General features: G+C 72.0%; 7 protein-coding genes. 2 read left to right on the top strand and 5 right to left on the bottom strand.

The window, feature by feature from the left end; all coding sequences use genetic code 11:
* Nucleotides 1–85 precede the first annotated feature (85 nt).
* A complete protein-coding gene (locus EDD27_RS35565) occupies nt 86–679 on the bottom strand; it encodes an NUDIX hydrolase (RefSeq protein WP_127936279.1) in 594 nt (197 codons plus the stop codon).
* A 178-nt stretch (nt 680–857) separates the two neighbouring features.
* Here EDD27_RS35565 and EDD27_RS35560 point away from each other — a divergent pair, with 178 nt between their 5' ends.
* Entirely contained in the window at nt 858–4,001 is a 3,144-nt protein-coding gene (locus EDD27_RS35560; protein WP_127936278.1) for an ATP-dependent helicase, read from the top strand.
* The gene (locus EDD27_RS35555) at nt 3,995–7,273 is read left to right on the top strand and encodes an ATP-dependent helicase (protein WP_127936277.1); all 3,279 of its coding nucleotides are present in this window, start codon (nt 3,995–3,997) and stop codon (nt 7,271–7,273) included. Before EDD27_RS35560 ends, EDD27_RS35555 begins: the two co-directional genes overlap by 7 nt.
* On the opposite strand, the gene EDD27_RS35550 is transcribed toward EDD27_RS35555, so the two are convergent.
* From EDD27_RS35550 to EDD27_RS35535, 4 genes are read right to left on the bottom strand one after another with little or no spacing between them, the layout of a single operon-like run.
* Entirely contained in the window at nt 7,233–8,303 is a 1,071-nt protein-coding gene (locus EDD27_RS35550; protein ID WP_127936276.1) for a type III PLP-dependent enzyme domain-containing protein, read from the bottom strand. The two genes, EDD27_RS35555 and EDD27_RS35550, sit on opposite strands and share 41 nt — an antisense overlap.
* The gene (locus tag EDD27_RS35545) at nt 8,300–9,859 is read right to left on the bottom strand and encodes an IucA/IucC family protein (RefSeq protein WP_127936275.1); all 1,560 of its coding nucleotides are present in this window, start codon (nt 9,857–9,859) and stop codon (nt 8,300–8,302) included. Before EDD27_RS35545 ends, EDD27_RS35550 begins: the two co-directional genes overlap by 4 nt.
* Nucleotides 9,860–11,353, bottom strand: coding sequence for an IucA/IucC family protein (locus tag EDD27_RS35540; RefSeq protein WP_127936274.1), 1,494 nt, complete (start codon nt 11,351–11,353; stop codon nt 9,860–9,862).
* Nucleotides 11,350–12,492: an ATP-grasp domain-containing protein gene (locus EDD27_RS35535; RefSeq protein ID WP_127936273.1), complete on the bottom strand. Its 1,143-nt coding sequence runs from the start codon at nt 12,490–12,492 to the stop codon at nt 11,350–11,352. Before EDD27_RS35535 ends, EDD27_RS35540 begins: the two co-directional genes overlap by 4 nt.
* Nucleotides 12,493–12,590 lie beyond the last annotated feature (98 nt).

Genomic DNA, 12,590 nt, shown 5'->3' with positions numbered 1-12,590 from the left:
TAACCCCTTGCCGTCTGTCATGGCCGGTCGTGAAGGCTCACGGGTTGCTCGCCGTGACGGAGCGTCTTGTTGACCGGCTCCGTGGTCAGAGCTGGAGGCCGGGGAAGTCGCGGAGGAGGAGTGGGCGGTTGGGGTCGAACGTCGTCTTGCGGCCTTCGACCCCCAGACAGTCGAGCGCCACGTAGAGCAGCGACGACAACGTGGTGCCGCAGACGACGTCGCCGTTGTCGAACAGCTTGCGGATGCCGGACAAGGGGATCCAGTCAATGCGATCGGCCTCCCCGGGCGGGCCGACGTGCGTTGCCGACTCGGCGCGGTAGACGTGATGCAGGCTGTCGGTGAGGCGGTTGTCGGGTTGGACGGCGAGCAGCGGGCGCAGGAGGCCCGGACGCCAGCCGGTCTTCTGCTCGACCTCCCGCGCCGCGGCTGCCTGCGGCATCTCGCCCTCGCCGACCTTCCCCAGCGGGATCTCCCACCCCCAGCTGTCAGTGATGAAGCGGTGCCGCCAGATCAGCAGGACCCGGTCCTGCTCGTCGGTGACGACCGCCCCGGCCGCGGGTGCGGTGCGGACGAGGTGATGATCCCGATGCCGCCCGTCCGGCAACTCCACGTCCGCGATCCGCACGTCCACCAGCGGGGTGGCGTACACGGTCTTCTCGGAGTGGACCTGCCAGAACATGACCCTACGTTACAAGGACGCACGCTCCGTACGCACTCCCTTTCGTAGCTGGTCGTAGCGCTCCGTGCGGCGTGTCGCCGGAAAAGGTGGGATTCGCCCAGGTACGGTGGGCGGATCGCGAGGGGAGACCGGGCAAGTCGGCACGATCTACCTCTGTGGTCTGGTGGAATCTAGGGTTGTGAGTGGTCAGACCTGGCGGTTGGTACGACGCGGCAACGGCGGCCCTGTTGTGCCCCCTGTGCTCGACGAGCACCAGCGTGCCGTGGTCGAACACCAGAGCGGGCCTCTCCTCGTCCTCGCAGGTCCCGGCACCGGCAAGACCACCACGATCGTGGAGAGCGTGGTGGACAGGATCGAGCGCCGTGGCCTCGACCCCGAGCGCGTGCTCATCCTCACCTACAGCCGCAAGGCCGCCGAGGAGCTGCGCCAGCGGGTCACCGCACGCCTGCGCCGCACCACCCGCACCCCGCTCGCCCTGACCTTCCACTCCTACGCCTACGCGCTCCTGCGCCGCGAGTCGATCGGTGCGGGCAAGGCCCCACCCCGCTTGCTGACGGGCCCTGAGCAGCTGCTGGAGATCAGGCGGCTGCTCCACGGCGAGCTGGAGAACGGCGCGCTCGACTGGCCGGTGGCGCTCCGCGAGCCGCTCAAGACCCGCGGCTTCGCCGAGGAGCTGCGGGACTTCCTGTCGCGGGCCAACGAGCGCGGGCTCGACGCCGAACGGCTGGTCGAGCTCGGCCGGCGGCACGGAAGGAGCGACTGGGTGGCGGCCGGCCGGTTCGCCGAGCGCTACCAGGACAGGTTCGACCTCGACCCGGAGGAGACCTACGACTACGCCGAGCTGATCGGGGCCGCCTCGGCGTTACTGGCCCGGCCGGACGTGCGCGAGCGGGAGCGGGCGGCGCACGACGTGGTGTTCGTGGACGAATACCAGGACACCGACCCGGCGCAGGAGTCGCTGCTGGCCCAGCTCGCCGGCGACGGGCGTGACCTGGTGGCGGTGGGGGATCCCGATCAGTCGATCTACGGGTTCAGGGGCGCGGACGTCCAGGGGATCATGAAGTTTCCCCAGCGGTTCAGGACCCGCGACGGCCGCGACGCGCCGGTGCTGACGCTGCGGGTGTGCCGCAGGAGCGGGGCCGGCCTGCTGGAGGCCTCGCGCCGGGTCGCCGCCCGCCTTCCCGCGGGGCCGGGCGCCGGTCACCGCGACCTGGTCCCGTTGCCGGACACACCGGACGGCGACGTACGCGTGCTGCTGGCCGACAGCACCAGCCAGGAGGCCGCGATCGTCGCGGACACGCTGCGGCGGGCCCACCTGATCGACGGTGTGCCGTGGCACCGGATGGCGGTGCTGGTGCGCTCGGCCAGGCGGCAGGTGCCGCTGCTGCGCCGGGCGCTGACCAACGCCGGGGTGCCGACGATGATCGCGGGCGACGAGGTTCCGATCGCTCAGGAGCCGGGGGTCCGCCCGCTGCTCACCCTCATGAAAGTGGCGCTCGACCCCGCTCTGCTCGATGAGGGTGTGGCGGAGGAGTTGCTGACGGGGCCGCTCGGCGGCACCGACATGATCGGCGTGCGCCGGCTCCGGCGCGCGCTCAAGATCGCCGAGAACGAGGCGTCGGACGCCGGCGAGGCACGTTCGTCGGGTGAGTTGCTCGTCGCGGCCGTGCAGGACGTTCGCGAGCTCACCAGGATCGAGCCCCACGTCGCCGTCCCGGCCGAGCGCGTGGCCAAGCTGCTGGCGGTTGCCAGGGAGGCCCAGGGGACGGCGGAAGACCTGCTGTGGGCCGTGTGGCACGCCAGCGGGCTGGCCGAGCGCTGGACCGAGCTGAGCATGTCAGGCGGCCCCAGGGGCGCGCAGGCCGACCGGGATCTGGACGCCGTCGTGGCGTTGTTCGACCACGCGGCGAGATTCGTGGACCGGATGCCGAAGGCGGGCCCCGAGGTGTTCATCGACGACCTGGCCGCCCAGGAGATCCCCGGCGACACGCTGGCCGACCGGGCCCCCGACGGCGACGCCGTACGCGTGCTGACCGCCCACCGCTCCAAAGGCCTCGAATGGGACGTGGTGGTGGTCGCGGGCGTGCAGGAGGGGGTCTGGCCGGACCTGCGGCTGCGCGGGTCGATGCTCGGCGTCGAGGACCTCGTCGAGGTGGTCGAGGGCGCTCAGCCGAATGCCGCCTCGCTGGCCTCCAAACTGCTCGCCGAGGAGCGCAGGCTGTTCTACGTGGCCGCCACCAGAGCCAGGCGCAGGCTGGTGGTGACGGCCGTGGGCGGCGAGGACACCGACGAGCGCGCGTCCAGGTTCCTGTCGGAGCTGCTGCCGGGCGCGGTGGAGACGGCCACGGTGGACGACCGCGCCCGCTGGTTGAACATGTCCGCCCTGGTGGCGGACCTGCGCAGCGCGGTGACCGACCCTACCAAGCCCCGGAAGATCCGGCAGAACGCGGCACGGCAACTCGCCCGCCTCGCCGCCGCCGGCGTCCAGGGCGCCCACCCCAACGACTGGTACGCCCTCACGCCGATCTCCGACGACCGCGCCCTGAGCTGGCCCGACGACATCGTGAGCATCTCGCCGTCGGCTGTGGAGAGCTTCACCAAATGCGGCCTGCGCTGGCTCCTGGAGACCGCCGTCGGCGCGGCCGGCACCAGCACCGCGCAGGGCCTGGGCAATGTCATCCACGCCCTGGCCGTGCTGGCGAACACCGACCTGCCCAGCGAGGACCTCCTGGGCGAACGCCTCGACCAGGTCTGGCACGAGCTGGACTTCGGCGGCACCTGGTACAACCGCAAGCAGCGCCAGGTCGCCGAGCAGATGATCGGCAAGTTCCTGCGCTGGCAGAAGGACAACCCGCGCGAGCTGAAGGCCATGGAGGAGTCGTTCACCGCCGTGGTCTCCGACGGCGTGCAGATCAAGGGCCGGGTCGACCGGGTGGAGGCCGACGACCACGGCCGTGCCGTGATCATCGACCTCAAGACCGGCGGATCCAAGCCGAAGGCGGGCGAGCTCGACCGCCACCCCCAGCTCGGCGTCTACCAGCTGGCCGCGTTGCTGGGCGCGTTCGCCCGGCACGGCATGACCGAGCCGGGGGGCGCCGCGCTGGTCCAGCTGGGCAAGGCGGGCGGCAAGAACGACGCCCTGGAGCAGCGGCAGGACGCGCTGAGCGAGGACAAGAACCCGGGGTGGGCCGCTGAGCTGGTGGACACCGTCGCCACCGGCATGTCGGGCCCGTTCTTCCAGGCCAAGGTCAACGACGGCTGCCGCACGTGCGCGGCCAGGGCGAGCTGCCCGGTCAACGACAACGGGGGCCAGGTGTGCTGACCCCCGCAGAGCTCGCCGGCAAGCTCGGCATCCTTCCCCCCACCAGCGAGCAGGCCACGGTCATCGAGGCCCCGCTGGAGCCGATGGTGGTCATGGCCGGCGCGGGCTCCGGCAAGAGCGAGACCATGGCCGGGCGCGTGGTCTGGCTGGTCGCCAACGGCCTGGTCAAACCCGAGAACGTGCTGGGCCTGACCTTCACCCGCAAGGCCGCCGCCGAGCTGGCCACCAGGGTCAGGGAGCGCCTGACCGGACTGGCGGAGGCCGGGCTGGTCGAGCCGGGCGCGCTCGACAACGAGCCGACGGTCTCGACCTACCACGCCTACGCCGCCCGCCTGGTCACCGACCACGCGCTGCGCGAGGGCCTGGAGCCGACCATGCGGCTGGTCACGCCGGCCGTGTCGTGGCAGCTCGCCTCGCGGGTGGTCGCCATGTACGACGGGCCGATGGACAAGATCGAGCTGGGCCCGCCGTCGGTCACCGCCGCCGTGCTGGAGCTGGCCGGCGAGCTGTCGGAGCACCTGCGCAGACCGGCCGACGTGCGGCGGGTGGGGGAGTGGCTGCGCGAACGCCACGACACGCTGCCGGGCAGGAAGACGGTCGCCCAGCGCAAGCCGCTGGACGTCCAGGCCGCGAGGGAGCAGCTGCTGCCGCTGGTGGAGGCGTACGAGCGGCTGAAGCGCAGCCGGGAGGTCATCGACTACGGCGACCAGATGGCGCTGGCCGCCAGGATCGCCGCCAACCACAAAGAAGTAGGGCAGATCGAGCGCGAGCGTTACGCGGTGGTCCTGCTCGACGAATACCAGGACACCAGCCACGCGCAGCTGGTCCTGCTGCGCTCGCTGTTCGGCGGCGGCCACGCGGTCACCGCCGTCGGCGACCCCTGCCAGTCGATTTACGGCTGGCGCGGCGCCTCCTCAGGCAACCTTCGCCGCTTTTCACGAGATTTCCGGACAAGCGCGGGGGATCTGGCGCCCGTTCGCCAGCTCAGCGTCAGCTTCCGCAACGGCGACCGCGTGCTCGACGTGGCCGCCCGCGTCCAGCTCCCGCTCCGCATGGAGGCCCGTGAGGTCCCCGTCCTCGTCCCCGGCCCCAACCGGGTCGAGCGGGGCCGCGTGACCTGCGCCTTCCACGAGACCGCCGAGGACGAGGCGAAGTGGATCGCCGACGGCATCGCCAAGATCCTCGGCCAGGAGGTCGCCCCGGACGGGCTGCCGTGGGGCGAGAAGGAACGCAAGAAGACCGTCGCCATCCAGCCGCAGGACGTCGCGATCCTGGCCAGGAAACGTTCGCAGTTCCCGGCGCTGCGCCGGGCCCTGGAGGAACGTGACATCCCGGTCGAGGTGGTCGGCCTCGGCGGCCTGCTGACCGTGCCCGAGGTGAACGACATCGTCGCCACCCTGCGGGTGCTGTACGACGCCACCGCCGGCGACGCGCTGGCCAGGCTGCTGGCCGGCCCCCGCTGGCGGATCGGCCCCGCCGACCTGCGGGTGCTGGGCGAGCACGCCAGGGAGCTCGCCCGCGAGCTGAGCGAGAGCACCCGCGCCGAGGACCCGCTCGACCAGGTGGTGGCCGACCTGGCCGGGGAACGCGGCAGCCTGGTGGACGCCCTGGACGAGCTGCCGGACCGGGAGGAATGGCTGGAGTCGTTCTCGCCGCTGGCCCGCACCAGGCTTATCGCCCTCGCCCACGAGCTGCGCCAGCTCAGGGCGCACACCGCGCAGCCGCTGCCCGATCTGATCACGGAGGTGGAGCGCAAGCTCGGCCTGGACGTCGAGGTCGCCGCGCGCAGCGGCACGGTGAGCGCGTTCGCGGCGCGGGCGGATCTCGACGCGTTCCTCGACGCGGCGTCCAGGTTCGCGGGCGATGCCGAGGACCCGACGCTCGGGGCGTTCCTGGCGTACCTGCAGGCGGCCGAGAGCGAGGAGTTCGGGCTGGAGGCCGGCCGGGTCGGGGAGAGCAACAGCGTCAAGCTGATGACCGTGCACGCCTCCAAGGGCCTGGAATGGCCGATCGTGGTCGTGCCGGGGCTGTCGCAGCTGGTCAGCTCGAAGGGCACGATCACGACGGGCAGCATCTTCCCCGCCACGCCGGTGATGAACAGCCGGTGGACCGAGAACCCCCGCAAGCTCCCGTACGCGCTGCGCGGCGACGCCGCCGACCTGCCCAGGCTGGGCGGGCTCAGCAAGGAGGAGCTGGCCGTCTTCGACGAGCACTGCCGCGAGCGCGACCTGATGGAGGAGCGCAGGCTGGCGTACGTGGCTGTGACCCGCGCCCATTACCACCTGATCGCCTCCGGTTACCGCTGGGGCACCGCCACCAAGCCGCTGGCGCCGTCGGACTTCCTGCTGGAGATCCGCGACACCGCCGACCGCGTCTCGTTCTGGGCCGGGGACGTGGCGGAGGGCGCGACGAACCCGCTGCTGGCCGAGCCTGCCGAGGCCGTCTGGCCGGTCACGCCCGAGGGCCTGCGGTACGAGTCCGTGCTCGACGGCGCCCGGCTGGTCGAGGACGCGCTGGCCGGCACGCTGGCCGAGGCCGAGGACGACGAGCCGCTGCGGGCGTACGAGGAGGAGCGGCTGCGGGCCTGGGAACGCGACACCGAGCTGCTGCTGCGCGAGCGGGAGCGGCACATGCGCCGGCCCGCCACGATCGTCGAGCTGCCGTCGAAGCTGACCGTGTCGTCGCTGGTGACGCTGGCCACCGACCCGCGCGAGCTGGCCCGCAGGATCCGCCGTCCGGTGCCGGTCAAGCCCGCGCCGCTGGCCCGGCGCGGCACGTCGTTCCACAAGTGGCTGGAGACCCGGTGGGACCAGCAGCGGTTGATCGACGACCTCGAGCTGTACGACGAGCTGGAAGAGGCGGACGTGCGCCTGGCCGAGCTGCAGGAGCGGTTCGAGCAGAGCGAATGGGCCGATCGGCGGCCGGTCGACATGGAGGTGCCGTTCGAGACCATGATCGGCGACCGGCTGGTGCGCGGGCGGATGGACGCCGTGTTCGAGCTCCCCGACGGCGGTTACGAGGTCGTGGACTGGAAGACCGGTCAGCCGCCCAAGGGCAAAGCGGCCAAGAGCGCGTCGGTGCAGCTGGCGGCGTACCGGCTGGCCTGGTCGCACCTGGCCGGCGTGCCCCTGGAGAAGGTGGCCGCGGCCTTCCACTACGTCCGCGCGAACCGCACCGTGCGGCCTGTGAACCTGCTCGACGAGGCCGGCCTGGTCGCGCTCATCGAGAGCGTCAGGCTCGTAGATAGTGAAACGCCGGCTTCGGGTGCATGAGGAAGTCGTGGTGTGAGATGTTCCAGGCGTAGGCCCCGGCCATCTCGAACACCACCGTGTCGCCCACTCGCGCAGAGGTCACGATTTTTCGTGCGAAAACGTCCTTTGGCGTGCACAGCTGACCGACGAACGTGATCGGCTCGTCGCCGACGCCCGGTCCCTCGCCCGTGGGCAGGATCGTGCAGGGCTGGTCGTGGCCCTTGGTCACCGGAGTGCGCAGGTGGTGGGTGCCGCCGAGGAGGATCGCGTACGCCTCGCCGCGCACCCGCTTCACGTCCACGACCCTGGTCACGTAGTAGCCGCAGTACGCGGTCAGCGCCCGGCCCGGCTCGATCCGCACCCGCCGCCCGCGCCGCAGCTCGTGCAGCCCGCAGCCGTAGGCGGCCCAGTCGAACCTGTCGTCCGGGGCCGTATAGGACACCGCCATGCCGCCGCCCAGGTTGACCTCCTCGTAGGAGTCGTCCAGCAGCGTCCGCGCCAGGTCCAGCAGTTGAGCCGCCTGGAGGCCGCTGGCGACGTGGGTGTGCAGTCCGCGTAGCCGTACCCGCTCGTCGAACAGCGGCAGGCACTCCGCCACACCGGTGTCGTCCATCCCGAACGGCCCGCTCATCGTGAGCGCGGCGCCCTCGACCGGCAGGTCGGGGTTGAGCCTGAGGAGCACGTCGGCCTCCAGACCCGCGGCGAGGAGGCGGCGCAGCTCGTTCGGTGACTCGACGTGGATGCGGTGGTGCGGCAGGCGCAACTCGGCGTCGGTCTTGCCGGGACCGCCGAGCGCCACCCGCGCGCCCGGGAACAGGCTCGTGACGTGCGCGTGCTCGCCCGCCGACGACACCTCGAACCCGTCGACATGCCCCGCCAGCACGCGCAGCAGTTCGGGGTCCGGATTGGCCTTGACCGCGTAGTACAGCTCGATGCCCGGCAGCGCCTGCCGCACGGCCGCCACGTGCTCCTCCAGCCCCGGCAGGTCGTAGAGGTAGGCGGGGGCCTCGGCGAGGCTCAGTGCGGCGTCCTGGACGCGGGCGGGGATCATGCGAGCGGGTTCGCGATCGGGACGTAGCCGGCCGCGCGGTCGGCCGCTCTGGCCCAGCGCACGCCCAGGTTGGCCTTGGCCGGCAGCGGGGCGCCGGCCAGCAGGTCGGACAGCGGCAGCGGCCAGCCGAGGTCGGCGGCGAGTTTGGCGAGCAGGTCGCGGGCGATCCGCCACAACGCGCGCAGCAGCGCGTCGTCGTGCCCGGCCACGGCGGCGGCGATCTCGGTGAGGTGGTTGACCAGCAGGCAGTAGACGACGCGGGCCCAGCCGCGCTCGGCGTCGTAGGTGAGCGCCCGGGCGACCTCGGGGTGCAGCCCGCCGAGGTCATGGCGTCCGGCGACGAGCTTGGTGCCCTCCAGGTCGCGGAAGACGGCCTGCGCGGGCCTTCCGGCCGCGTCGAGGCCGACCAGGACGTTCTGCAGGTGGGGCTCGAGTACGACACCGTGGGCGAAGTACAACTCCACCACCGGCAGCGCCACCGCCGACACGTACGCCGACCACCACGTCAGCGGTTCCCGCGCCGGGGCGTCCAGGGCGAGTGCGGCGGCCAGGACCGGGGTCACGCCGGGGTCGCAGGCGGCCCACGGGCTGTGCCGGACGATCACGCCGAGGCCCTCGTGGAGCCGGGCGCCGAGGGCGGCCGAGCGGTAGCCGGGCTCGGGGAGCCAGCGGGTGGCGGGGTGCTTGGCCGATATTTCGTCAAATATGGGCTTGAGGTGGGATGTGAGCTCTACGGCTCCGGCCAGCTCGTACCAGGCGTTCTTGCGGACACAGTTCGTGATCCGCACGTTCAGCGAGAACTTCAGGCAGGCCTCCGCTTCCGCGGCGTACACGGTGCGCACCGACGAGGTCGGCGACACGACCGGCCCCGGCCCGAGATCGATCAGCTCGGCTCCGAACGCGGGCCGCAGGAGGTCGAGCTGCCACGGGTGCGCCGGCAGCAGCCGGTAACCGTCCGGCGCCCGGCCCATGCTCTCCAGCGCCGACACGTCGCCCTCCTCCGCCAGCACGTCCTCGCGCACGCCGAGCAGGCGGACGGGGAACGCGGCGTGTGCTTCGGGGGCGTACCGCAGCCAGCCGTCCCCGCCGCGGCTCTTGGGGCTCGGGTGGAACGGGTGCCCGTACACCAGGGCCTGCTCCGAGGCCAGCCACGGATCGGCGGGCGGCTCGGCCAGCGCCCGGGCCCGCAGGATCGCCGCCACGCTCTCCCTGCTGGCGGCGACCTGTTCGGCGAACTCGGTGTTGTGCCCCTGCAAGTCGGACTCGACCAGCCCGACCAGCTCGTCCACTGTCAGCGGCCGCCAGGCGCCCTGCCGGAGACGCTCGGGCGGGCCGTCGAAGCGCAGTGCGGCGCCGCCGTACGTGCGGGCCCGCAGCAGCGTGCCCGCCACCCGCAGCAGCAGGTACGGCGGCGCCGGCCACACCAGGCCGCGCGGCCCGGCCACCTCCCGCACGCAGCAGCGCAGCAGGGCCGCCAGCGTCGCCTCCTCTGCCAGGGCGGAGGGCGCGTCGATGGCCAGTGCGTCGGAGCTCGCGGAGCTCGCGGAGCTCGGCATTCAAGCTCTCCTCAGGTAGTTGGGGCCACTGGTGCCGTAGTACTTGTTGATGTCGCGCGCGCCGGAACGTTCCTTGGCCACCAGCGTCCCGGCCGTGACCATGGACTTTCCGGTCAGCCGGGCGGCGTCCACAGTCCTGGCGCGCAGGAGTCTGGCCATGGGGTCGTCGCCGTACTCGTCGAGCGCGTCGGCGAGCGTGTCACGCAGCAGGGTCGCGGCCTGGGCGTGCGGCAGCGCCCCGAACGCCACGGCGGCGGCGGCCAGGTGCAGCGTGATGGTCACGAACACGTCGGCGAGAGCGTGCGGGTCGTCGTTCAGCATGCGCTCGTCGGCGAACGCCGGCGGCTCGATCCCGGCCGCCCTCAGCCTCGCCGGGGAGGCCAGCAGCCCGTCGTTGTCCTTGACCAGCAGTTTCATGCGGTCACCCTGGAAGACCAGGGCGAGGTTCTGCTGATGGGCCTCCAGCGCGACGCCGTACCGGACGAACAGCCGCACGTTCCAGAGCAGCAGCAGCCGCAGGTACGCGGGGATGACGTCGCCGACCTCTCGGAGCTCGGCGAGCACACCGGGCGCGTTGAGCGCGGCCACCGGCACGATCTTTCCCTCCGGCAGGCGCCTGACCATCCACGCCAGATACTCGTGGCCGGCGTGCGCATAGGTCTGCTCGTCGGCCAGGAGCACGTCGGGGTCGGCCAGCTCCCGCAGCAGCAGCTCGGCCTTCGCCCCGTCGCCCAGCGTCCCGGGCTTGATCGAGCGCCGGTTCCGCACGCCGAGGGTGCTGATCGGCAGCGGCAGCTTGAGGTGTGTGCGGGGGTCGAGTTCGACGGTCCGCATCGACAGGGTCGGCCGCACCGTGACCCGCGCCTCCTCCAGCACCCGCACCCCGTCGACCTTCCGCACCTCGCCGACGGTGAGCGGATGCACCGGAAAGAGCACCTCGTCGGGGGCGACGTCCCACGGCGCCGTGCCGGCGGGAAGTCGTGCGGCGGAGCCCGGCGCAAGTGCACGGCGGGGCACCGCCGCCCATCGCAGCTCGAAGGAAGGCGCAAATTCCGGCGCGTAGGCCGGCAAGTCGCGCTCCGACACCCCCAGCCGCGCCCGCGACGTCGGATAAACCGGGTGATCCACGAAGGCCGCCAGCGCCTCGTACGACGGCCCCCGCCGAAGCACCTCGACCGCGTGCGCGTCGTGCAGCTCAAGCGCCGACAACGCCGCCAGGCACTCCTCGAAGAAGGCCGCGACCCCCTCGGAGTCCGCCGGGTCGGCCACCTCCACGAGGGTCTCCAGCACCTGCTCCAGCCCCAGCCGCTCGTCCTCCGCCACCACGAAGTCCTGGAACAGCGCCCCGGGCGCAAGCCGCACCCACCGCCCGTCCGCCAGCAACATCCCCACGCCGTCCTTGGTCCTGGTGACGCGGGCGGCCAGCCCCCCGTAGTCCTCGCGCAGCAGCGCGTTCAGCACCCGGGCGGCCAGATATGCCTCCCGATCGCTCATTCGATCACCCAAGGCCGCGCGGCCCGGTACGCCTCCACGGCCGTGTCCACGCGTACCCGGTCGGGTCCCACCGCCCGGATCACGCCCAGGTAGTCCCGGTTCGTATGGGTGAGCGAAATCACGTCGCCCACCTCCCGCAACGGCCGATGCCACAGCCGCACGTCACCGCGCTCCACGAAGTCGCTCTCCGGCGCGGCCTTGATCGTCCCCGCCCGGTCGGCGACGACACTGACCGCACACCCGTGACGGGCCACGGCAGGCATGGCCGGCAGCCGCTCGCCGAGATGCACCCGCAGGATCCACTCGAACAACGGCACCCCGAGCACGTCCGCCATCAGGAAATCGCAGTGATCCCCGATCACCCGGTAATTCATCTCGATGACGCGGGGCCCGTCGGCAGTGAGCACGTACTCGGTGTGACACGCCCCGAATCCGATCCCCAGAGCGCTCAGCGCCGCCAGCACATGGGCGTCATCCGGCGACGACGGCGGGGACCAGTCGAGCCGCTCCTCGATGAAGTACGGCAACGCCCCCAGGGTCGTCCCGAACCCCCCGAGCACCCGCACCTCGTCCCCGTCGCCCAGCGTTTCGAGCGTCCGCAACGGCCCTTCGAGGTATTCCTCCACGACCAGCGCCTGGCCCGGCCGCCGCCTCCTGACCGCGGCCACCGCACCGGCCAGGTCGCGCTCGACGAGCATGACGTCCTCGCTGGCCACACCCTCCCGGGGTTTCAGCACGACGGGGTAGGGCAGACCGTCGGGCACCGGGTCGCCGGGCGCGAGCCGTGCCGACCTGACCTGCTCGACCCCCGCCTGGAGGAGCTTGCGACGCATCAGGAACTTGTTCTTGGCGGCCACGCACGCCCGCCAGTCCTTGCCAGGCAGTCCGAAATAGGCCGCGGCCAGCGCGGTCTCCGCCTGCAGGTGGTCGGAGTTGGAGAAGATCACGTCGGGTTTGCCGAGCTGCTCGATCGTGTCGATGACGGCACGCGGGTCACGTACGTCGCACGCCACCGCATCGGGATGCCGCTCCGGCCGATCCGTCAGGATCGTCACCTCGCAGCCCAGCGCGCGGGCCGCGGGCAGGAAGCCGTCCGTCACGGAGTCGGTCGGCTTGAGCGCGGTCAGGTAGAGCCGCAACGCGAAGGCACCCCCGTGGATCAGGTAAGGCTAACCTAACTGCTCGATCCTAGCCGTACGGAGATCGTTCCGGGGCCTGGATTCCCTAATCAGGGGCT

Source organism: Nonomuraea polychroma, assembly GCF_004011505.1.
Lineage (GTDB): Bacteria > Actinomycetota > Actinomycetes > Streptosporangiales > Streptosporangiaceae > Nonomuraea > Nonomuraea polychroma.
Note: the sequence above shows the minus strand (reverse complement) of the source record. Positions and strands in the feature narration are given on the sequence as shown.